At 66.0% G+C, this 20028-nt stretch carries 22 protein-coding genes and 2 tRNA genes; 19 read left to right on the forward strand and 5 right to left on the reverse strand.

The window, feature by feature from the left end:
* From ACTOXK_RS04155 to ACTOXK_RS04230, 16 genes are all read left to right on the forward strand, one after another.
* Window positions 1-1341, forward strand: a 1341-nt coding sequence (locus ACTOXK_RS04155) for a sodium-dependent transporter (RefSeq protein WP_482279854.1), incomplete at its 5' end; no start/stop codon positions are given.
* Between the two features lie 229 nt (window positions 1342-1570).
* Window positions 1571-2644: a redox-regulated ATPase YchF gene (gene ychF, locus ACTOXK_RS04160; protein WP_482279396.1), complete on the forward strand. Its 1074-nt coding sequence runs from the start codon at window positions 1571-1573 to the stop codon at window positions 2642-2644.
* Window positions 2645-2712: 68 nt separating this feature from the next.
* Entirely contained in the window at window positions 2713-3807 is a 1095-nt protein-coding gene (locus ACTOXK_RS04165) for a TIGR02452 family protein (protein ID WP_482278670.1), read from the forward strand.
* 99 nt (window positions 3808-3906) lie between these two features.
* A complete protein-coding gene (gene larE / locus ACTOXK_RS04170) occupies window positions 3907-4638 on the forward strand; it encodes an ATP-dependent sacrificial sulfur transferase LarE (RefSeq protein WP_482278671.1) in 732 nt (243 codons plus the stop codon).
* Between the two features lie 372 nt (window positions 4639-5010).
* Complete coding sequence (gene gatC, locus ACTOXK_RS04175; protein WP_482278672.1) at window positions 5011-5322, forward strand: Asp-tRNA(Asn)/Glu-tRNA(Gln) amidotransferase subunit GatC; 312 nt, start codon at window positions 5011-5013, stop codon at window positions 5320-5322.
* A complete protein-coding gene (gatA, locus tag ACTOXK_RS04180; protein WP_482279395.1) occupies window positions 5322-6815 on the forward strand; it encodes an Asp-tRNA(Asn)/Glu-tRNA(Gln) amidotransferase subunit GatA in 1494 nt (497 codons plus the stop codon). The genes gatC and gatA overlap by 1 nt, the downstream gene beginning before the upstream one ends.
* A complete protein-coding gene (gene gatB, locus ACTOXK_RS04185; RefSeq protein ID WP_482278674.1) occupies window positions 6816-8396 on the forward strand; it encodes an Asp-tRNA(Asn)/Glu-tRNA(Gln) amidotransferase subunit GatB in 1581 nt (526 codons plus the stop codon). It begins immediately after the preceding gene.
* 231 nt (window positions 8397-8627) lie between these two features.
* Window positions 8628-9527, forward strand: coding sequence for an Rpn family recombination-promoting nuclease/putative transposase (locus tag ACTOXK_RS04190; RefSeq protein ID WP_482278675.1), 900 nt, complete (start codon window positions 8628-8630; stop codon window positions 9525-9527).
* A gap of 378 nt (window positions 9528-9905) precedes the next feature.
* Complete coding sequence (locus ACTOXK_RS04195; protein ID WP_482278676.1) at window positions 9906-10214, forward strand: holotricin-3; 309 nt, start codon at window positions 9906-9908, stop codon at window positions 10212-10214.
* Between the two features lie 220 nt (window positions 10215-10434).
* Complete coding sequence (locus ACTOXK_RS04200; protein ID WP_482278543.1) at window positions 10435-11775, forward strand: phenylacetate--CoA ligase family protein; 1341 nt, start codon at window positions 10435-10437, stop codon at window positions 11773-11775.
* A gap of 93 nt (window positions 11776-11868) precedes the next feature.
* Window positions 11869-12525, forward strand: a complete 657-nt coding sequence (locus ACTOXK_RS04205; RefSeq protein WP_482278524.1) for a LysR substrate-binding domain-containing protein — start codon at window positions 11869-11871, stop codon at window positions 12523-12525.
* A 72-nt stretch (window positions 12526-12597) separates the two neighbouring features.
* Window positions 12598-13230, forward strand: coding sequence for a 2-oxoacid:acceptor oxidoreductase family protein (locus ACTOXK_RS04210; protein ID WP_482278525.1), 633 nt, complete (start codon window positions 12598-12600; stop codon window positions 13228-13230).
* On the forward strand, window positions 13227-13565 hold the full coding sequence (locus ACTOXK_RS04215; RefSeq protein ID WP_482278526.1) for a 4Fe-4S binding protein: 339 nt from the start codon (window positions 13227-13229) through the stop codon (window positions 13563-13565). Before ACTOXK_RS04210 ends, ACTOXK_RS04215 begins: the two co-directional genes overlap by 4 nt.
* A complete protein-coding gene (locus ACTOXK_RS04220; protein ID WP_482278527.1) occupies window positions 13562-14755 on the forward strand; it encodes a transketolase C-terminal domain-containing protein in 1194 nt (397 codons plus the stop codon). The genes ACTOXK_RS04215 and ACTOXK_RS04220 overlap by 4 nt, the downstream gene beginning before the upstream one ends.
* Window positions 14752-15669: a thiamine pyrophosphate-dependent enzyme gene (locus ACTOXK_RS04225; protein WP_482278528.1), complete on the forward strand. Its 918-nt coding sequence runs from the start codon at window positions 14752-14754 to the stop codon at window positions 15667-15669. Before ACTOXK_RS04220 ends, ACTOXK_RS04225 begins: the two co-directional genes overlap by 4 nt.
* Window positions 15670-15752: 83 nt before the next feature.
* Window positions 15753-16430: a DNA alkylation repair protein gene (locus ACTOXK_RS04230; protein WP_482278529.1), complete on the forward strand. Its 678-nt coding sequence runs from the start codon at window positions 15753-15755 to the stop codon at window positions 16428-16430.
* A gap of 14 nt (window positions 16431-16444) precedes the next feature.
* On the opposite strand, the gene ACTOXK_RS04235 is transcribed toward ACTOXK_RS04230, so the two are convergent.
* Both ACTOXK_RS04235 and ACTOXK_RS04240 read right to left on the reverse strand, forming a co-directional pair.
* Window positions 16445-17008 carry a hypothetical protein gene (locus ACTOXK_RS04235; RefSeq protein ID WP_482279855.1) on the reverse strand — a complete coding sequence of 188 codons (564 nt, stop codon included), beginning with the start codon at window positions 17006-17008 and terminating at the stop codon, window positions 16445-16447.
* 10 nt (window positions 17009-17018) lie between these two features.
* Entirely contained in the window at window positions 17019-17219 is a 201-nt protein-coding gene (locus tag ACTOXK_RS04240; protein ID WP_482278531.1) for a helix-turn-helix transcriptional regulator, read from the reverse strand.
* 264 nt (window positions 17220-17483) lie between these two features.
* Between ACTOXK_RS04240 and ACTOXK_RS04245 the strand changes: the two genes are divergently transcribed.
* Window positions 17484-17557, forward strand: a tRNA-Gly gene (locus ACTOXK_RS04245).
* Window positions 17558-17631: 74 nt separating this feature from the next.
* On the opposite strand, the gene ACTOXK_RS04250 is transcribed toward ACTOXK_RS04245, so the two are convergent.
* From ACTOXK_RS04250 to ACTOXK_RS04260, 3 genes are all read right to left on the reverse strand, one after another.
* Window positions 17632-18051, reverse strand: coding sequence for an HI0074 family nucleotidyltransferase substrate-binding subunit (locus ACTOXK_RS04250; protein WP_482278532.1), 420 nt, complete (start codon window positions 18049-18051; stop codon window positions 17632-17634).
* Complete coding sequence (locus tag ACTOXK_RS04255; RefSeq protein ID WP_482278533.1) at window positions 18029-18328, reverse strand: nucleotidyltransferase domain-containing protein; 300 nt, start codon at window positions 18326-18328, stop codon at window positions 18029-18031. Before ACTOXK_RS04255 ends, ACTOXK_RS04250 begins: the two co-directional genes overlap by 23 nt.
* 49 nt (window positions 18329-18377) lie before the next feature.
* Window positions 18378-18453, reverse strand: a tRNA-Arg gene (locus tag ACTOXK_RS04260).
* A gap of 296 nt (window positions 18454-18749) precedes the next feature.
* Here ACTOXK_RS04260 and ACTOXK_RS04265 point away from each other — a divergent pair.
* Together ACTOXK_RS04265 and ACTOXK_RS04270 are read left to right on the forward strand one after the other, a co-directional pair.
* Window positions 18750-19310, forward strand: coding sequence for an NADPH-dependent FMN reductase (locus ACTOXK_RS04265; protein ID WP_482278534.1), 561 nt, complete (start codon window positions 18750-18752; stop codon window positions 19308-19310).
* 149 nt (window positions 19311-19459) lie between these two features.
* Window positions 19460-19996: a GNAT family N-acetyltransferase gene (locus ACTOXK_RS04270; RefSeq protein ID WP_482278535.1), complete on the forward strand. Its 537-nt coding sequence runs from the start codon at window positions 19460-19462 to the stop codon at window positions 19994-19996.
* The last annotated feature ends 32 nt before the right edge of the window (window positions 19997-20028 follow it).

Below are 20028 nucleotides of genomic sequence, written 5' to 3' on the forward strand. Positions count from 1 at the left end.
AAGTGGGCCTTTATTCTGGCCGCGGCCGCCTCGGCGGTGGGTCTGGGGAACATGTGGCGCTTCCCCTATCTGGCGGCGAAGTACGGCGGCGGCACCTTCCTCATCACGTATATGGTGCTCGTGTTCACCTTCGGCGTGTCGCTGTTGCTGCTGGAGACGGCCCTGGGCCGCAAGACCGGCCAGTCCGCCATCGGCGCCTTCAAGAGCTTCGGCAAGAAGTACGCCTTCATCGGCATCCTGGCCTCGGCGGTGCCCTTCATCATCACGCCGTACTACTGCATCATCGGCGGCTGGGTGACGAAGTACACGGCCGCTTACCTGGTGAACGGCCCGGCTGCCCTCGCTGACGGCGGCGACTTCTTCACCGGCTTCATCACCTCGAGCGCGGAGAGCTACATCTGGATGCTCCTGTTCATGGCCATCGTGTTCGTGGTCGTGGGCCTGGGCGTGAAGGGCGGCATCGAGAAGGCGAACCTGTTCATGATGCCGGCGCTCATCATCATGGCCATCGGCATCGCCATCTACACGCTCACCATGCCCGGTGCCGTGGAGGGCGCGCTGTACTACCTCACGCCGGACTTCAGCAAGTTCTCGCCGGAGCTGGTCATCGGCGCTCTGGGCCAGATGTTCTACAGCCTGTCGCTGGCCATGGGCATCATGATCACCTACGGCTCCTACATGCGCAAGCAGGACAGCCTCACCTCCTCGGTGGTGCGCATCGGCGGTTTCGATTTGGGCGTGTCCTTCATCGCCGGCCTGCTCATTGTGTCCGCGGCCTTCGTGGCCATGGGCTCCGGTGACGCCGTGGCCGCCAAGGCCGGCCCCTCCCTCATGTTCGTGACGCTGCCCACGGTGTTCGTCGACATGGGCGGCATGGCCACCATCATCGGCTTCTTGTTCTTCCTGCTGGTGCTGTTCGCGGCGCTGACGAGCGCCATCTCCCTCGTGGAGACCCTCGTCTCCATCGTGCACGACGGCCTGCAGTGCTCCCGCGGGAAGGCCCTCGGCATCGTGATCGCGTTCGTGGTCATCGCCGGTGCTATCATCAACGCTGGCTACAACGTGGCCTCCTTCATCGAGCCGCTCGGGGCCGGCAGCTCCATGCTCGACTTCGCCGACTTCATCTCCAACTCGGTGCTCATGCCCATCGTGGCGCTGCTCACCTGCGTGTTCGTCGGCTGGATCATCAAGCCCAAGGCCATCATCGACGAGGTGCGCATCTCCAGCAAGTTCACCGCCGCCGGTGCCTGGACGGCCATGATCAAGTACATCGCTCCGGTGCTCGTCATCATCATCCTGGTGGCCTACGTGGCCGCTCAGTTCGGCTTCTTTTCCATGTGAGTTAGAAAGCCTCGGCTTTCTAACTCACCTCGACGCTGCGGGTCCGATGGGCGCCTGCACTCGACCCTTGTTTTCTCCACGGCGCGTACCTAAGTACGCTTGGGCGAAAGGCGGGCCGATTGCAGGCACCTGTCGGACCCTCGCTGTCTTCCTTGGGCGAACCTGTGAATCTTGAAATAAAGCTCTATAATGGTTCGACTGCGAAATTGGCTTCAAGTAAGGAATGTGCATGGCTCTCTCAATCGGTATCGTGGGGCTGCCCAATGTGGGCAAGTCCACGCTGTTCACGGCGCTGACCAACAAGGGCGGTCTGGCAGCCAACTACCCGTTCGCCACCATCGAGCCCAACGTGGGCATCGTGCCGGTGCCCGACGAGCGGCTCTACGCTCTGGCCGAGATCGACCATACGGCCAAGATCGTGCCGGCCACCGTGGAGTTCGTGGACATCGCCGGCCTGGTGGCCGGGGCGAGCCAGGGCGAGGGCCTGGGCAACCAGTTCCTCGCGAACATCCGCGAGACCGACGCCATCGCCGAGGTGGTGCGCTTCTTCGGCGATCCGGACGTGACCCACGTGGCCGGCAAGGTGGACCCGCTCTCCGATGTGGACACCATCAAGACCGAGCTCATCCTGGCCGACATCGCCACCCTGGAGAAGGCCATTCCCCGCCTGGAGAAGGAGGCCAAGCGCGATAAGGCCGGCGTGGCGAAGCTGGAGACGGCGCGTAAGGTGCTCGAGGGCCTGAACGAGGGTCATCGCGCCCGCACCCTGGGGCTAACCGACGACGAGCAGGCGGCCATCTACGACCTGCACCTGCTGACCATGAAGCCGATGCTCTACATCGCGAATGTGGACGAGGACGCCGTGGATGCTGAGCTGCCCGAGATCGACGGCTGCACGCCCGTGCCCATCTCTGCGAAGGTGGAGGCCGACATCGCCGAGCTGTCCGAGATGGATCCGGAGGAGGCCAAGGAGTATATGGAGGCCCTGGGGCTTGCCGAGAGCGGCCTGGCCCGCCTCATCCGCGAGGCCTATGGGCTTCTGGGCCTGCAGAGCTACTTCACGAGCGGCGTGGCCGAGACCCGCGCCTGGACCATCCCCGTAGGCGCGAAGGCCCCCCAAGCCGCTGGTGTCATCCACACCGACTTCGAGCGCGGCTTCATCAAGGCCGAGGCGGCCAGTTACGAGGACTACGTGACCCTCGGCGGCGAGAAGGGCTGCCGCGACGCAGGCAAGCTGCGCCAGGAGGGCAAGGACTACGTCGTCCGCGACGGCGATGTCATGCACTTCAAGTTCAACGTGTAGGAATGGCGAAGAGGCGGCTCGGGCCGCCTCTTTGTATGCTGTGGCATAGATCGGCGAAAGGAGCGGACATGGTGGAATGCAGGGGGCGCGATGGCGGCCGCGGCGAGCGGCGGCCAAGCCGGGATGAGCAGCGCGAGGAGCGCCGGCGCGAGGCGGCGCGGCATATCGGGCTCATGAAGGCGGCCTTCGGACGCGAGACCGACGAGGCCATCGAGAACGCGCGCATCTATGAAGAAGGGGAGGGTCGCGCACTTCTGTGGGGCGCGGCGGCTGCCGAGGCGGCCCGGGCCGCGGCCGCGGTGGCCGAGGCGGATGCCGACGGCGCCCTGGCCGGCAACGAGGAGGCTGCGGCCGAAGTCGAGATCGCTGAAGAGGCCGCTGAGGCGGCGGAGACTGCCGAAACTGCTGAGACCGCGGCTGCTGAGGCGGCTGAGGCTGCCGTCGGGGCGACTCCCTCGGCTACCGAGACGACCACCAAGGTGGTGACCTCCTTCGCTCCCGAGGCGCTGTACCGCGACGCCTCCGGCAAGACCATGATCGTGGATCCCGGCGCCTTCACGCGCCCCGGTGGGGCCTACGAGGACGGCGCCTTCGGGCCCGAGCAGATCCTCTGCGCCGAGAGCAACCTGTACCCGGTGCTTTGCGCCCACAAGCGCGACTTCTACGACAAGAACCGCGATTACCGTCGCGGCTCGCTGTTCACCGACCGCGCCCTGTACGTGCCCGGCGTGCTGTTCAACCGGGGCGGGGAGACCCGTCGCGCCGACGTGCTGGTCATCGCCGAGCCCACCCGCGCTTACGCCCTGGAGAACCACCGCTCGCCTCGCGAGTGCGACAAGGCCCTGGCCGACCGCATCGAGGCCATCTTCCGCATCGCGGCCGCCAACGGCGTCGAGACGCTCATCATGGGCGCCTTCGGCTGCGGCCGCAACGGCTACGACCCGGCCCAGGTCATCGGGCTCATCCAGGGGTGGCTCGCCGAGAACCCCGGTGCGGTGCCGTTGGTGGTGTTCGCCGTGCCCCGCGTGCACGCCGACGCCTTCCGCACTGCTTTCGGGGCGCCGGAGCCGGAGCGGCCGGCGGTCGCGGTCGTGGAAGAGGAGCGCGACGAGGATGAGGACTGGCGCACTGCGGAGCTGCCCGAGGGCATTACCCTGCGCTAGGGGAGCGGCTCCCCGCGCGAATGGGGCGCATGGCAAGACGAGTGGGGCGGGCGGTGCGCGATGGTGGCGCGCCGCCCGCTGCGATGCAGAAGGACGATCATGGACGTGGCGAAGATTGGGGAAATGACGGACCCGAGCGAGGGCGCGAGTGAGAGCGTGCCGGTCGATTACGAGGCCCGCGTGGCCGAGGATACCGAGGATGTGGGCCCTGGCCAGCACCTGTTCGGAGAGCCGCTGGAGATGTACCTGCTGCGGGAGCCGAAGCTGGCCGTGGCCTTCTCGGGCGGCTGCGATTCGTCCCTCGTGCTGGCGGCGGCGAAGCTCGCGGGCTGCGAGGTGCGCGCCTACCTGGTGAAGACCGCCTTCCAGCCGGCCTTCGAATTGAACGACGCTCGGGCCGTGACCGACGCCCTGGATATTCCGCTCACGGTGGTGGAAGCCGATGTGCTCGCCGAGGAAGCTATCTGCGCGAACCCGCCGGACCGCTGCTACCGCTGCAAGCGCTTCATCTTCGATACGGTGCGTCGGGCCGCCGCGGCCGATGGCTTCGCGGTGATCGTGGACGGCACCAACGCCTCCGACGATCCGGGGCGGCGCCCTGGCTTCAAGGCCCTGGCCGAGGCCGGGGTGGTCTCTCCCTTGCGCCGGGCCGGCATGACCAAGGCCAACGTGCGCCACGTGCTGGTCGGCCTGGAAGAGCGCTTCGGCCTTGAGCCCGGCGCTCTCATGGCCGCCAAGCCGAGCTTCCCGTGCCTGGCCGTCTACGTGCCCGAGGGAGAGCCCATCGACGAGGCGTCCCTGGCTGAGGCTGCCCGCGTCCGCGGTTTGTAGACCGCTCGGGGCGCCTTCCCCCGTGAAGGCTGTAGCTCGAGGGGGGCGGCTTTGCGCCCAGGCGTCTCGGTCGACGAAGGGGCCGGAAGATGCGTCAGATCTCGAGTTGTGAGCGTCTCGGGGGTTCGCTCGGCCCATGTTCGAAAGATTGACCGCTCTCTGCAATGCTCTGATCGGGCGTTTTGTCGACTGTCTTCCAAGCTGCGGTGCGGTGCGGGGAAGCGAGACGCTCATAACTCTAAATTTGACGCAAAAAAACTACCTTGCCCAATTGCTGAATCTTCGCACTTGGCGGCGCGGCGCGTTTCGCGGCTCCGCTTTTTGCTATCATAGGGCGGTTAATTTACGAACATCGAGAAGGAGCGCTCAGCCATGACGCAGCATCTTTCCGAGGCTGATGTGCGGGGCATTGCCGAGTACACCCGCATCGGTCTTACGGCGGAGGAGGTCGTCGCCATGACGGCCGACCTGAACGCCATCATCGACAGCCTCGCGCCCATCACCGAGTTCGATCTGGACGGTGTGGAGCCCACGTTCCATCCCATCGGCGACCTCTCGAACGTCATGCGCGACGATACGGTGCGCGGCAGCTTCGCCCAGGCCGTGGCCCTGGAGAACGCCCCGAAGCAGGAGAACGGCAGCTTCCTCATCCCGTCCATTCTGGGCGAGGGGGGTGATCGCTAATGGCAACGCCGTTCGGAAGCATGTCCGTCCGCGAGCTTCAAGCGGGGCTCGCCGCCAAGGAGTTCTCCGCCGCCGAGGTGGCCCGCGGCACCTTCGAGCGCATCGAGGCCGCCGACGGGGTGGTGCACTCCTTCCTGGAGACCACCGAGAAGCTGGCCTTGGACGCCGCCTCCCGCATCGATGGGGCCATCGCCGAGGGGCGCCTGGCCGAGATGGGGCCTCTGGCCGGTGTGCCCGTGGGTTACAAGGACAACCTGAACCTGACGGGCACCCACACCACTTGCGCCTCGAACATGCTGCGCGATTACGTGTCGCCCTACACCGCCACCTGCGTGGAGCGCACCCTGCGGGCCGGGGCATTGCCCATCGGGAAGCTGAACATGGACGAGTTCGCCTTCGGCGGCTCCACCGAGACCTCCGCCTTCGGGCCCACGCGCAACCCGTGGGATACCGAGCGCGTGCCCGGCGGCTCCTCGGGCGGCAGCGCGGCGGCCGTGGCGGCGGGCTTGGTGCCCGTGTCCCTCGGCTCCGATACCGGCGGCTCCATCCGCCAGCCCGGCTCCTTCTGCGGCCTGGTGGGCGTGAAGCCCACCTACGGCGTGGTCTCGCGCTACGGCGTGGTGGCCTTCGGCAGCTCGCTGGACCAGGTGGGCCCTTTCGCCCGCTCGGTGGAAGACGCCGCCCTGACCCTGAACGCCCTGGCCGGCCGGGACGAGCTTGACTGCACGAGCCAGCCGAGCGACGTGGACTTCACGGCGAACCTTGCCGAGGGGGTGCGCGGCATGAGAATCGGCATTGTGCCCGCCTTCCTGGAGGCCGCCGGCCTCGCCCCCGAGGTGAAGGCCAAGGCCCAGGAGGCCGCCCTGGCCCTGGAGAAGATGGGCGCCGAGCTCGTGGAAGTGGAGCTGCCCCACGCCCAGGCCGCCATGAGCGCCTACTATGTGCTGGGCCCCTGCGAGGCCTTCAGCAACCTGGCCCGCTTCGACTCGGTGCGCTACGGCTACTGCGATCCGGGCCACAAGGATCTGGGCAGCCAGTACGAGGCCAGCCGCGCCCGCGGCTTCGGGCCCGAAGCGCGCCGCCGCATCATGCTCGGCAGTTACTTGCTGTCGGCCGGCGTCTACGACAGGTACTACTACCCGGCCCAGCAGGTGCGCACCCTCATCACTCGCGACTACGCCGCCGCCTACGAGTCGGTGGATTGCATCCTCACGCCGGTGGCCCCGCGCACGGCTTTCAAGCTGGGCGAGATCGGCGATCCCACCGAGATGTATCTGGGCGACATGTTCACCATCTCCATCAACATCGCCGGCAACGGCGGCATGTCCGTGCCGGTGGGCCTCGGCGCCGACACGGGCCTGCCCGTGGGCGTCCAGCTTATCGCGCCGCCTTTCAAGGACGCGAACATGTTCCGCGCCGCAGCGGCCCTGGAGACCGTCTACGGCCCGGCGCCCGTGGCCCCCGACTATGCCGACGGAAAGGTGGGTGCGTAAATGAAGACCCTGGAAGAGGTATTCGAGACTTGGGAGGCCGTCATCGGCCTGGAGATCCACGCCGAGCTGACCACCCTGGAGACGAAGATGTTCTGCGGCTGCAAGCTGGAGTTCGGCGCGGCCCCCAACACCCACACCTGCCCGGTGTGCCTGGGGCTGCCCGGGGCGCTTCCCGTGCCCAACCGCGCCGCCATCGAGTCCATCGTGCTGGCGGGCCTGGCCACCAACTGCGATATCGAGAAGCACTCGATGTTCTACCGTAAGAACTACATGTACCCCGATATGGCGAAGAACTTCCAGACCACCCAGGGCCCCATCGCCTTCTGCATGCGCGGCCACTTGGATCTGGACGTGGACGGCCGCGGGGCCGCCGAGCGCTACCGCCTGGACGCCCTTGCGCCCGGCGAGCGCGACGGCAACATCACCCGCACCGAGGACGGCTATGTGGCCCATGTGGGCATCACCCGCATCCACATGGAGGAGGACGCCGGCAAGATGGTGCACCTGGGCGGCGGCGAGGGCCGCATCGCCGGGGCCACCCAGTCGCTTGTGGACTACAACCGCGCCGGCACCCCGCTCATCGAGCTGGTGACCGAGCCCGACCTGCGCACGCCCGAGGAGGCGCGCCTGTTCATGCAGAAGCTGCGCCAGATCTATCTGGCCATTGGCATTTCCGACTGCTCCATGGAGGAGGGGTCCCTGCGCTGCGACGGCAACGTGTCCCTGCGCCGCCGCGGTACCACCGCCTTCGGCACCAAGACCGAGCTGAAGAACATGAACTCCTTCAAGAACCTCCACGACGGTTTGGCCTACGAGATCTGCCGCCAGGCCGAGGTGCTGGAAGAGGGGGGCGTCATCTACCAGGAGACGCGCCACTGGGACCCGTCGGCCAAGCGCACCATCGTCATGCGCGTGAAGGAGACCGCCGACGACTACCGCCTGTTCCCCGAGCCCGATCTGGCGCCCTACGATCTCACCGACGAGTTCATCGAGGGGGTGCGGGCCAAGCTGCCCGAGCTGCCCGACCAGAAGGCGGCCCGCTACGCCGCCGATTTCGGGTTGACGGCCTATGATGCGCGCCACCTGGTGGACCATCGGACCACGGCGGACTTCTTCGACGAGTGCATGGCGCTGGCTGTCGCCGAGAAGGGCGGCAGCAAGTTCGCCAAGCCCCTTGCGAACCTCATCATCAACGATGTGACCGCCTGGCTGAACGCCCACGAGGACACCGCTCTGGCCGACACGCCGCTGACGGCCGCCCGGGCGCTCGCGCTGGTGAAGCTCATCGCGAGCGAGGCCATCTCTTCCAAGCAGGGCAAGGAGGTGTTCGCGACCATGATGGACGAGGACGCCGAGCCGGCGGCTATCGTGGAGGCCCGCGGCATGAAGCAGGTGTCCGACGCCGGGGCCATCGAGGCCGTGGTGGACGAGGTAATCGCCGCCAACCCCGACGAGGTGGCCCGCTACCGCGAGGGCAACACCAAGGTCATCGGGTTCTTCGTGGGCCAGTGCATGAAGGCCATGCGCGGCCAGGGCAATCCCAAGATCATCAACGAGCTGCTGGCGAAGAAGCTGGGGTAGGGAAGCGAGATCGTCAATTTTGCCTTGTGCTGCGAAGGGTCGTCCTGAGAGGGGCGGCCCTTCGTCGGAAAGGGGCTGGCTTTTCAAATGACCGCTTTCCCCTCTTGCAATTATTAACTCAAGATTCTATAATAGAACAAATGTTCTTACAGGTTCACCAGAGGTGAACCTGAGGCTGGGGAGCCCCTAACCCGGAAACGGGGACAGCCGCCGAGAAGAAAGGGGGCTGCCATGACCAGCCGTATTACCATATCCAACAACTTCATGTTCGGACGCGTGCTCTGCCGCGAGGATATTTGCCGGGGCTTTTTAGAGCGCGTTCTCGGTACCGAAGTGGGTTCCATCTCCTATCTCAATCGGGAGCAGGTGCTCCAGCCCGCCGTGGCATCCCGCGGGGTGCGGCTCGATGTGTACGCTGAGACGGTCTTGGGCGTCATCGATGTGGAGATGCAGGCCAATCCCCATGCCGATTTGGGGCGCCGTCTGCGCTACTATCAAGCGAGCATCGATTCGGGGTTGCTGGACCAGGGTTCGTCGTGGAGGGATCTGCGCGACAGCTACATCATCTTTGCCTGTGATTTCGACTGGCCCGGCGCAGGCCTTCCCGTGTACACCTTCGACCGTCTCTGCCGGGAGAATCCGGCCCTTGCGGCTCAGACCGGCTCCACGTGGGTGGTGCTGAACGCGCGGGCCGCCGCTGCCGCGCCCAATGAAGGGCTGCGTAATCTGCTAGAATATATTCAAAGAGGCTCCGTAGCGCCAGATGACAAGCTTGTGAGCGCTATGGATGCCGAAGTCTCCACGGCCAATGAGGACAGAGAGTGGGTGGGCTCCGTGATGACCGTAAGAGATTTGCTGGAAGAGGCCCGTGCCGATGCCATCGCTGAAGGCTTGGCGGAAGGTCGCGAGGAAGGCCTGGCAGAAGGTCGCGAGGAAGGCCTGGCAGAAGGTCGCGAGGAAGGCTTAGCTGAGGGTCGCGCTGAGGGTCGCGCAGAGGGTCGCGCAGAAGGCGTTGCCAGGGTGGCTGCTCTTGCCGCCAAGCTGGCAGAAGATGGCCGCGCTGAAGACGCCCTTTCCGTTATGGCCGACCCTGTGGCGGTCGAGAGTCTTCTTCGGGAATACGGATTGTAAGCTTCTGGCTGCAAGAAAGACCGCATCTCGTGGGGGAGCGCGGCCTTTTGGGGAGGGTCGGGTTAAGCTGCTCGTTGACGGTGATGCGTCTGCCATCGATGGGCTGAAGGCGGGGTGGTAGGCGCCATAGCTTGCGTCTTTCGCTATAAAGATGTGGCTAGCTGCAAACACGCCGTTCACAATGTGCGGCTCGGGAATTGGCGATCGGTCCAGCGAAAGTTGGGCGTTGTGCCCGCAACCGGCAACGATCGATTATCGGTCGCGGTGCTTGGCTGTGACGGGTTCGTGACAGGGGCAGCGCTCGGGCGCCCTTGCGCGGAGGCAATGATAGAATCCCAACCAAAAGTTATAAGGTCAACATTGACGAAGGGATTTTCCATGGGCATTTTCAAGGACGAGAACGGTCGCAGCTACGGCGACTGGACGCGTCGCGGCCAGGGCCGCACGAGCGAGCACGCCAACGACATCGTCACGACGGGCGACGAGAAGAAGTGGTACGACCAGGCCTTCTGGATCGTGTTCTTCCTGATCGTGCTGTGGCCCGTGGGGCTCGTGATGATGTGGCGCGGCGCCTGTACCTGGCATGTCGTCGTGAAGGTGATCGTCACCATCGTGATCCTGGGCCTCGTAGTGCTGTCCTACCAGATGTCCCAAGCTGTCCTGGCCGCCCAGGGCACGCTCAGCTAGAGGGGAGCACCGGGCCGTCCGCGGTGAGGGGCACCCCGCGCCGCTTCATTTTCCCAGATGAAAGTCTGCTATCGACCTTCGCGATGGCGGGCTTTCCCTATTCTGTATGCGTTTTGCCCTTGCTCCGCGCCGTGGCTTCGGGCATCATACTGACCCACACGAAAGAAGCGAGGAGCCGCTGGATTCCTCGCGCCCCAGGAGACCGGAACAAGGAGCAGTGATGGCGAAGAAGAACATCCCCTACGATCAGAAGTACTACGATCCCGAGATCGAGTGCATGCCGCGGCCCGAGCTGGAGGCCATGCAGCTGGAGCGGCTCCAGGAGATGGTGCGCTACGCCTACGAGAACACCGTCTGGTACAGGCGCTCCTTCGACGAGGCCGGCGTGAAGCCCGAGGACATCAAGACCCTGAAGGATCTGGAGCGCTTCCCCTTCGTGGACAAGAAGACCGAGCGCGAGACCCAGCACGTGGGCTCGTTCTTCGGTGAGATGTGCTCGGTGCCCGAGGAGGAGGTCATCTTCATGGCCACCTCGTCTGGCTCCACCGGCGTGCCCACGGTGAGCCCCTTCACCCAGGAGGACTTCGACCTGTGGCAGGACACCGAGGCGCGCCTGTTCTGGCAGGCCGGCATGCGCCCCACCGACCGCTACGTGCACGGCCTGAACTTCGCCCTCTACGTGGGCGGCCCCGACGTCATCGGCGCCCAGCGCCTGGGAGCCCTGGCCATCTGGGTGGGCGCGGTGCCCTCCGACCGCCTCATCTTCGTGCTGCAGCAGTACCAGCCCACGGTGATCTGGACGAGCCCGTCCTACGCCTGGACGCTGGGCGAGAAGATCAAGGAGAAGGGACTCGACCCGCGCCGTGACTTCTCTATCCACACCATCATCGTGGCCGGCGAGCCGGGTGGCTCCATCAAGAGCACCCGCGAGGCCATTGAGAACCTGTGGGACGCGAAGGTGGTGGATTTCTTCGGGCTGTCCGACATCTACGGCGCCTGCGCGGCGGCCTGCGAGGCCCACGACGGCCTGCATATTGCGGAGGACCAGATCCTCGTGGAGACCGTGGACCCGGCCACCGGCGAGGTGCTGGCCCCCGGCGAGGTGGGCGAGCTGGTGTACACCACCCTCATGAAGAAGGCCCGTCCCATGATCCGCTTCCGCACCGGCGACATCGGGTACGTGTCCAACGAGCAATGCACCTGCGGGCGCACCCTGGCCCGCATCCACATCACCGGCCGCAAGGACGAGATGTTCATCGTGGGCGCCGTGAACGTGTTCCCCTCTGATGTGGAGTACGTGGTGCGCGCTGAGGACGGGCTCACGGGCGAGTACCTCATCCGCGTGTACGACGAGAACTTCTCTACGCGCTACGAGGTATCGGTGGAGCGCGCCCAGGGATCCGACGAGCCCTTCGATGCCGTGGCCGCCCGCGTGTCGGCGGCGCTGAAGGCCCACACCGGCGTGAAGCCGGCCAAGGTGCTCGTCTTTGATGCCGGCAAGCTGGGCACTTCTTCCGAGCACAAGGCCAGCCGCTTCATCGACGAGCGCAAGGGCGCCTAGGGCCCGAAGCCCCCGTTGCACTTGATGGCCGCGTGCCGCCCTCCGGCCGTGCGCGGCCCGCTATAATGCGGATAACCGATAGAAGGGAACCCCATGACCGCTTTCGACTTCTCCATTTCCGGGCAGCACTACCTGTTCGACGTGCAGTCCTTCGCCCACACCATCCTGGCCGCCGGCGGCGACAGCTATTCCTACGCCCTGCGCGACCGCACCACCCAAGGGGTCATCGACGACGTGGCCTCCGGCACTTCCGAGCTGGGTGTGGTCATGCTGACCTCGGCCACCGAGGCGGCGCTCACCGAGGCCTTCACCGAGGCAGGGCTCACCTTCCACGAGCTGGCCGCCTCGGCGCCGTTGGTGGCCCTCCCGTCGAGCCACCCGCTCGTGAACGCCAAGGAGCTCAGCCTGGAGCAGCTGGCCGACTATCCCTACGTGTACTTCGACCAGGGCGAGGGCGCTCCCATCGCCTTCTTTGAGGAGGCCCTGTCCGACATGCCCCGGGCCAAGAAGGTGGCCTGCACCGACCGCGCGTCGCTCACCGAGCTCATCATGGCCATCAACGGCTATACGGTGACGAGCGGCATCCTGGTGGGCATCACCGACGGCAGCGCCCTGACCACCATTCCGCTGGAGACCGACGTGGTTCTGCACCTGGGCTATGTGTCCGCCGACAACCGCGACCTGTCGGTCATGGGGGAGCGCTTCGTCACCCATCTCGCGCGCAGCCTAGACTACTATGCGAATAAATAGTCGCAAGGGATAACGAGAGAGATGCAAGGGCGGCCGTTACGGTCGCCCTTCGGTATTGAGAGAGGGATGCCCATGCTGGAAGTCATTTGGCACGCGCGGGGCGGGCAGGGGGCCTTTACGGCGGCCCGGTGCCTGGGCGCCGCGGCGGCCCTGTCGGCCGGGGCCCACGCCCTGGCCTTCCCGACCTTCGGGCCGGAACGGAGAGGTGCGCCCATGCGTGCGTTCACGAAGATCGACCGGGCGCCCATCGGCGACCGCAGCGTCGTGGCCCGGGCGGGCATCGTGGTGTATTTGGACGAGACGCTCTTGGCCGACGGGTGGGACGCCGAGCTGGCCGACGGCGGCCTCATGCTGCTGAACACCCGCCGGACGGTGGACGACCCGCGGGTGGTGGCCATCGACGCCGACGGCATCTCTGCGGGTGTGCTGGGGCGGCCCATTCCCAATACGGTGTTCTTGGGTGCCATTCCGGCCCTCTGCGACGCGGTCAGCTTGGAAGACGTGCACGAGGGTATTCGCGCTACCATGCCCGCGCGGCTGCACGAGAAGAACTTGCGTATCGTGGATGCCGCCTTCGAGACGCTGGCGTCTCGGCCCGACGTGCCCCATCTGGGCGGCTTGGGTCCACGCGGCGGCGATTCGGGCACGGGCCTGTTCGACCTGGCGGCCACGGTGCTGCTTGCGGAAGAGGGGAGCGAGGCATGATGAATCGGACGTTCACCCCGCACTTGCGGGACGGTTTGGCGGCGCGACCCGAGCAGTTCGCCCGCTCCACCTGCTTTGAGGGCGGTTACCTCACCTCGGTGAACGCCGGCTGGCGCAGCCTGCGGCCCGTGATCGACCCGGTGCAGTGCACGCTGTGCCTCAACTGCTACATGTACTGCCCCGACGGCACCATCTTCAAGGTGCGCGACGACGATGGCGTGGCCGGCGGCCTCGCTATCGACTACGATTTCTGCAAGGGCTGCGGCGTGTGCGCGAAGGTGTGCCCCGTGCCCTGCATCGCCATGGTGGACGAGCAGGAAGGAGGTGCGGCATGAGGAAGTTCCTCTCGGGCAACGAGGCCTTCGCCGAGGGCGTGCGCTTGGCGCGGCCCCAGGTGATCTCGGCCTATCCCATCACGCCCCAGACCACGGTGGTGGAGGCCCTGGCCTCCATGGTGGAAGAGGGCAGCCTTACCTGCGAGTACTTGCACGTGGAAAGCGAGCACACGGCCCTGGCGGCGGCCATGGGGGCGGCGGCCACGGGCGCGCGCACGTTCACGGCCACCTCGTCCCAGGGCCTGCTGTACATGGCCGAGTGCCTCACCTACGCTTCGGGCGGCCGGTTCCCCATTGTGATGATGAACGCGAACCGCGCCCTCGCCCTGCCGTGGAACATCTACGGCGACCAGCGCGACTCGCTGTCGCTTCTGGACCACGGCTGGATCCAGGTATACGCCGAGAACAACCAGGAGGCGCTCGATCTGGCGCTCATGGCCTACGCCGTGGCCGAGGACGAGCGCGTGAGCCTGCCGGTGATGGTGAACGTGGACGGCTTCGCGCTCACCCACACCTACGAGTCGGTGGAGGTGCCCGCGGCGGAAGATGCCGACGCCTTCCTGCCGCCCTACCGCACGGCCAACCGCTTCAACTTCGAGCACCCGGTGAGCATCGGCTATTCCGCCGGCCCGGAGTTCAACGGCCACTACCAGTACTGGCACCACCGCGACATGCTGACCGCCGAGGCCGTGGTGGAAGAGGTGGAGGCCCGCTTCGCCGCCACCTGCGGGCGCCGGTACCCGGGGCTCGTGGACGCCTACCGCTGTGAGGACGCCGATTTCGTGCTGGTCACCTTGGGCTCGGTAGCCGGCATTGCCCGCGATGTGGCCGACGAGCTGCGCGCGGCGGGCAAGCGGGCCGGCGTGCTGCGCATCCGCTACCTGCGCCCGGTGCCGGGCCGCCAGCTGGCCGAGGCTCTGGCCGGGGCGGCGGCCGTGGGCGTGCTGGAGAAGGACATCTCCTTCGGCGGCGACGGCGGCGCGGTGTTCTCCACCGTGCTGGCCGCCTGCGCCCGGCGCGGCGTGGCCCGGTCGGCCCTGAACTTCATCGGGGGCCTGGGCGGCGCCGACATCTCCCGCGACCAGGTGCGGGCCTGCTTCGCCGATCTGGAGCGTTTGGCGGCCGGCCAGGGCGAGGCCGGCCAGGTCGTGTTCCTGGGCATCGACGACGAGGAAGGGGGCCCGCGATGACCGTGAACGCGCGGAACATCACCGACGAGGAGTTCTTCTACGGCCACAAGGCCTGTCCCGGCTGCGGCGGCGCCCTTGTGGTGCGCCAGGTGCTGAAGGTGCTCGGGCCCCATGCGGTGAGTGCCCTGCCCGCCGGCTGCATGAGCGCCGTGGGCTTCAACTTCCCCCAGCTGGCCTTCGGCAACAACGCCACGATCACCCCCTTCGCCGCCACGGCCGCGGTGCTCTCGGGCATCCGGGCCGGGCTTGCGGCCCAGGGGACGGCCCCCGAGGACTGCACCGTGGTGGGGTTCGCCGGTGACGGGGGCACGGCGGATATCGGCCTGCAGGCCCTGTCGGGGGCCATCGACCGCAACGATGATGTGCTCTACATCTGCTACGACAACGAGGCCTACATGAACACGGGTATCCAGAAGTCGGGGCTCACCCCCTTCGGCGCCTCTACGACGACCACGCCCGCGGGCCAGAGCGAGCACGGCTGCCTCACGCAGAAGAAGAGCCTGTTCGACATCGTGGCGGCCCACGGCATTCCCTACGCCGCCACGGCCTCGGTGGGCTATCTGAGCGACTTCTTGAAGAAGGTGGAGCGGGCCCGCGATGTGCGCGGCACCCGGTTCATCCACGTGATGGCGCCCTGTCCGGTGGGCTGGGGCTTTCCCTCGGAGGACATGGTGGACGTGGCCAAGGAGATCGTGGACACGGGCCTGTGGTACCTCGCCGAGTACGAGGGTCCGGCCCTGTCAGGTATGCCCGGGGGAACCTTCCGCCTGAACCGCAACCCCAAGGCGTTCAAGCCCATCGAGCCCTACCTGCGCCGCCAGGGCCGCTTCCGCGCCGACGACGGGGCCGACCTAGCCGCCATCGAGGCCGCCCGCGACGAGCGCTGGGCCTACATGCGCGAGCGGTGGGCCTAGCGTGACCGCCGAGCGGGCCGTTTGCGCGAACGACGGAGGGGCGGCTGCTTGCGCCCACGGGGAGGCGGTCATCCGCGATCGGATTGGCCGCCTTTCTGGCGGCCAATCGCGACGAGGGGTACCAGGCGTTCCAGGCGAAGCTCATTCCCAATATCGATAGCGCCTCCATCATCGGTGTGCGCACGCCGGTCTTGCGCCGCTTCGCCAAAGCGCTGGCGCGGGAAGGGAAGGCGGAGGTGTTTCTGAGCCTGGTGCCCCACGGCACCTTCGAGGAGAACCAGCTGCACGCCTTCATCGTGGCCGATATGCGCGACTTCGATGAGTACGTGGCGGAGCTTCGGGCGTTCCTGCCCCTGGTGGACAACTGGGCCACCTGCGACCAGCTCTCGCCGCGCACGTTGGCCGAGCAACCGGAACGGGCGCTCGATCTGGTGCGCCAATGGCTGGCCGACGGCCGCACCTATGTGGTGCGCTTCGCCATCGGCGTGCCGTTGCAACTGTTCCTGGACGAGCGGTTTTCGTCGGAGCAGATGGGCTGGGTGGCCGCCGTGGAATCCGACGAGTACTACGTGAACATGATGCGCGCTTGGTACGTGGCCGAGGCCGCGGCCAAGCAGCCCGAGGTCGCCGTGGCCCTCCTCGAGGCCGGCTCCCTCGATCGGTGGACCCACAACAAGGCCATCCAGAAAGCCCGCGAGAGGCCCCGCGTCCCCGTCGAGATGAAGGCCCACCTGGCCACGCTCAGGCGCCGTGAGCGGTGAGGCGCCGCTCACGCTTAGGATTCCAGCTCCGCTTCGAGGCGTCGGCGGTTCTTGATGGCCTCGTTGAAGGCGAGTGCGAAGGCGCCGAGGCCGACGGCGAACCCGATGACGAAGAACACGATCCCGGTGGCCACGTCGCCCATCCACGCGACGTTCCCGATGCCCACGATCTGGATTTCCGCCACGATGCGCAGGGCGCAGGTGAGAACCCCTACCACGGCCCCGCAGGCCAGGGCGCAGAGGGTAACGAGATCCCAGGGTATCCGGTCGACTTCCGCGAAGCGCTTGCGGCTGGAAAACGCTCCTTGGCGCATCTGCGGGGCGCAGGAGGCAATGCCCGCGGCGAGGATGGTCAAGATGAGCGGCAGCTGGACGGGAATCACTGTTTCGCCGAGGGGCGTGAGAACCGGATGATCGGTGGTGGCGGCCACCTGGTTCACCATGATCCCGTAGTACAGGCTGATAACGGAGCCGATGAGAAGGATTGTGGCCGCCATTTTCGTGCCCTTGTCCTCCTCTGCCGCAAGGCGCTCGTCTTTCGGTCCCAGGTACTCGTTCCATTTCCGTATCAGATACATTGTGCGGCTCCTATTCCCAAAAGAGGTTATCCAGTGTTTTGCCGAGGGCGCGGCAGATGGCCGTGCAGAGCTTGAGGCTGGGATTGTATCGCCCCGCTTCAATGAGGCCGATGGTCTGGCGTGTGGCTCCGACCGCATCGGCAAGCTCCTGCTGCGAGAGACCGCAGGCCATGCGCGCCGCCTTCAGACGCTCGTTCTTCTTACCTTCCATGTACGTTCTCCCAATGTAAGATATATCTTGCATGCAATGTATATCTTACATGCCCGCGCGTGTTTGTCAAGGCGCGATTCCGCTGACCTAGGGATGGCGATTGCTTCATGCTGGGTTGTGATACTCGGAGGAGGCGCATCTTCAAAACAGAGCATCGGAGCTGCTATATTACGTGCTCGAAACCTGCGACGGCGCCGCTTAGTGGATTATTCGCGGGGTTTGGCTTGGCGGGAGTGGGGCTTGGGGTATAATCTCGGACGCACTGCGGGTGTAGTTCAATGGTAGAACTCCAGCCTTCCAAGCTGATAACGCGGGTTCGATTCCCGTCACCCGCTCCATGAGGAGCCTCGCAACCCCGCCCAACCGGCGGGGTTGCTTTCGTTTCGGGAAAGGGACGCGACTTGCTGGGCGCCTAATCGTCGAGCTCTTCCAGCTGTCTTCCGATCTCGCCCCTCAAGTTCTCCATCAGGGGCAGGTATTCCCGTTCAATCAACGCGCAGTAGTGCTCTTGATTCACGCTCATGTAATCGTGGGTGCTCAGGTTGCGGTTCTTGAGCATGGCAAGCCAGTGCTCCTGATCGGCGATGAGCCCCACGGATCCCGCTTGCTTGATGATGTCGCGGGGCGACGGCTTCACGTCGGAAAGCCCGTAGAATTCCGAGAGGGAATCTTTCATGAGCTTCCACGCAATATCGAACAGGCTGTTGAAGGCGTAGATAACCGCCGCGCCGTCTCGTTTTCGGTAGACGGGCATTTCGCTGATGAACTCGCGGGTGTCCGCCAGAAGGCGCAGAAACGATTCGAAGCGATCACGCAATGCTAATCCAGGCATGGTCCAATCCCTTCCGGTGGGCGATGTTCAGGTCTACCAGGTCGATGAGGAATACGGTGTCGAGATTATCTACGAGCTCCTCGATGGCGTCGAAGTCGTCGCTTTGAACGGCAATATCGATATCGCTTCCCCCCTGAGCCCGTTTTCGGGCTTGGGAGCCGAAGAGCCACGCATGGGATTGGAAGCTGCGGCAAATATCCGCCACGGCCTCGACGGTCTCATCTACGGTGGTAAGTACCACCGACGGTTCCATCGCTATGTCGCGGTATTCGTACACGGCTATCCTCAGAAAAAGAGCCGGGCGCAGGCCCGGCTCGGGAGTTTCGTGGTGCGCCCAGTAGGAATCGAACCTACAACCTACGGATTAGAAGTCCGTTGCTCTATCCGTTGAGCCATGGGCGCAAGCGTCGAGCCGTCTCGACAACCAGCCCATTATAGCGCATCTTCTCCGTTGGCAAAGATGGCAGCGGCCATCGCGGGCACGGTGGCGGCCGAGACTGTGACGCACAGGCTCTTCGGCAGGTGTGAGATGGTCGGGAAGAGGCTCTCTTCTGGTAGTCGTAACGGTTCGTTGACTGGGTGCCAACAGGTGCGTGGGTGGCGTTTGCCATGGCCTATGCTGCTGCTTCAAGCCCATGTGAGGCGACCGCGCGGTGAGACGGCAGGCGCCGGCCCGGCGGTCCGTTGGAAGGAGAGCCATGGAAGCGAAACCCGAGAAGAACGTGCTGTTCATCTGCGGGTCCCTGCGGGAGAAGTCCCTGAACCGCCAGATGGGCGCCTACGTGGCGAAGCTGCTGCAGGGCAAGGCGAAGGTCCGCTGGCTGGATTACGCCGACCTGCCCTTCATGAACCAGGATATCGAATTCCCCGCGCCGGCCCCGGTGCGTCGCGCGCGCGACGAGGTGATGGCCGCCGACGGGCTGTGGATCTTCTCGCCGGAGTACAACCACGGTATTCCCGGCGGCCTGAAGAACTGCATCGACTGGCTGTCGCGGCCGCTGGAGCCGGGCTCGCAGGAGACGGCCCTCAAGGATCGGTTGACCCTGTTCAGCTGCGCCGGGGGCGGGGCGAAGGCGCGCTACTGCGCTGCCGACTTGGCTGAGACGCTGTCGCTCGTACAGGCCGACCTCGTGGAAACGGTGCACACTCAAGTGGCCCTCACGCGCCAGGACTACACCACCGACGCGTTGGTGCTGGCCCCTGCCGAGGAAACCGCCCTGCAGGCCCAGGCCTGGGCCCTGCTCGACCGTCTGGCTTAGGCTGCGCCATCGAATCGCCAGCGCCCCCGAAACCGGCATCCACCGCCTGCTCCGTTGTCCACCAAAAGGGGCTCCCGGCCAAGGGGCTCCTGCGATCTGCTATGGTGGGCGGCAGCAAAAATGTTGGGTGCCGATGAAGGGAGCGGGCGATGGCCACGTCGAGGAAACCCAGGGATATCGTTGTTGCGCGGCCGGAGCACGTGGACGCCATGGTCGCCATTACCGATCAGGCGAAGGCGAATATGGCCGCCATGGGTTTCGACCAGTGGCAGCGGGGCTATCCGAACCGTCAGACCTGGGAGGCCGATGTGGCGGCCGGGGGCGCCTACGTGATGCTCGACGGAGACTGCGTGGCGGGCATGTTCCGCTACTGCACCGAGCCCGAGGTCGCCTACGATGCCATCGATGGCGCGTGGCTGACGGAAGGCCCCTACGCCACCATCCATCGCTGCGCCGTGGACGCCGCTCTGCGCGGCCGGGGCCTTATCGGCGAGATCTTCGCCTTCGCCTGCGCGAAGGCCGCCGCCGACGGCATGGCCTCGGTGCGTATCGACACCCACGCCGACAACGTCCCCATGGGCCGCGCCTGCGCGAAGGCCGGCTTTGCCCTCTGCGGCACTATCACCCTGGCCGACGGCCCCGAGGCCGGCAGTCCCCGCATCGCCTTCGAGAAGGTGCTGGCATAGAGGCGCCCCCTCGCCAGCGCGAGCCTGGCGGG

Source organism: Adlercreutzia sp., assembly GCF_056795635.1.

What these genes read in the sequence shown, in the direction of transcription:
- ACTOXK_RS04265 (WP_482278534.1), top strand. Translation starts at nt 18,750, where the DNA reads ATGGAAGCGAAACCCGAGAAGAACGTGCTGTTCATCTGCGGGTCCCTG.
- larE (WP_482278671.1), top strand. Translation starts at nt 3,907, where the DNA reads ATGGACGTGGCGAAGATTGGGGAAATGACGGACCCGAGCGAGGGCGCG.
- ACTOXK_RS04270 (WP_482278535.1), top strand. Translation starts at nt 19,460, where the DNA reads ATGGCCACGTCGAGGAAACCCAGGGATATCGTTGTTGCGCGGCCGGAG.
- ACTOXK_RS04235 (WP_482279855.1), bottom strand. Translation starts at nt 17,008, where the DNA reads ATGTATCTGATACGGAAATGGAACGAGTACCTGGGACCGAAAGACGAG.
- ACTOXK_RS04190 (WP_482278675.1), top strand. Translation starts at nt 8,628, where the DNA reads ATGACCAGCCGTATTACCATATCCAACAACTTCATGTTCGGACGCGTG.
- ACTOXK_RS04225 (WP_482278528.1), top strand. Translation starts at nt 14,752, where the DNA reads ATGACCGTGAACGCGCGGAACATCACCGACGAGGAGTTCTTCTACGGC.
- ACTOXK_RS04165 (WP_482278670.1), top strand. Translation starts at nt 2,713, where the DNA reads ATGGTGGAATGCAGGGGGCGCGATGGCGGCCGCGGCGAGCGGCGGCCA.
- ACTOXK_RS04195 (WP_482278676.1), top strand. Translation starts at nt 9,906, where the DNA reads ATGGGCATTTTCAAGGACGAGAACGGTCGCAGCTACGGCGACTGGACG.
- ACTOXK_RS04250 (WP_482278532.1), bottom strand. Translation starts at nt 18,051, where the DNA reads ATGCCTGGATTAGCATTGCGTGATCGCTTCGAATCGTTTCTGCGCCTT.
- ACTOXK_RS04215 (WP_482278526.1), top strand. Translation starts at nt 13,227, where the DNA reads ATGATGAATCGGACGTTCACCCCGCACTTGCGGGACGGTTTGGCGGCG.
- gatA (WP_482279395.1), top strand. Translation starts at nt 5,322, where the DNA reads ATGGCAACGCCGTTCGGAAGCATGTCCGTCCGCGAGCTTCAAGCGGGG.
- ychF (WP_482279396.1), top strand. Translation starts at nt 1,571, where the DNA reads ATGGCTCTCTCAATCGGTATCGTGGGGCTGCCCAATGTGGGCAAGTCC.
- gatC (WP_482278672.1), top strand. Translation starts at nt 5,011, where the DNA reads ATGACGCAGCATCTTTCCGAGGCTGATGTGCGGGGCATTGCCGAGTAC.
- ACTOXK_RS04210 (WP_482278525.1), top strand. Translation starts at nt 12,598, where the DNA reads ATGCTGGAAGTCATTTGGCACGCGCGGGGCGGGCAGGGGGCCTTTACG.
- ACTOXK_RS04240 (WP_482278531.1), bottom strand. Translation starts at nt 17,219, where the DNA reads ATGGAAGGTAAGAAGAACGAGCGTCTGAAGGCGGCGCGCATGGCCTGC.
- ACTOXK_RS04220 (WP_482278527.1), top strand. Translation starts at nt 13,562, where the DNA reads ATGAGGAAGTTCCTCTCGGGCAACGAGGCCTTCGCCGAGGGCGTGCGC.
- gatB (WP_482278674.1), top strand. Translation starts at nt 6,816, where the DNA reads ATGAAGACCCTGGAAGAGGTATTCGAGACTTGGGAGGCCGTCATCGGC.
- ACTOXK_RS04200 (WP_482278543.1), top strand. Translation starts at nt 10,435, where the DNA reads ATGGCGAAGAAGAACATCCCCTACGATCAGAAGTACTACGATCCCGAG.
- ACTOXK_RS04205 (WP_482278524.1), top strand. Translation starts at nt 11,869, where the DNA reads ATGACCGCTTTCGACTTCTCCATTTCCGGGCAGCACTACCTGTTCGAC.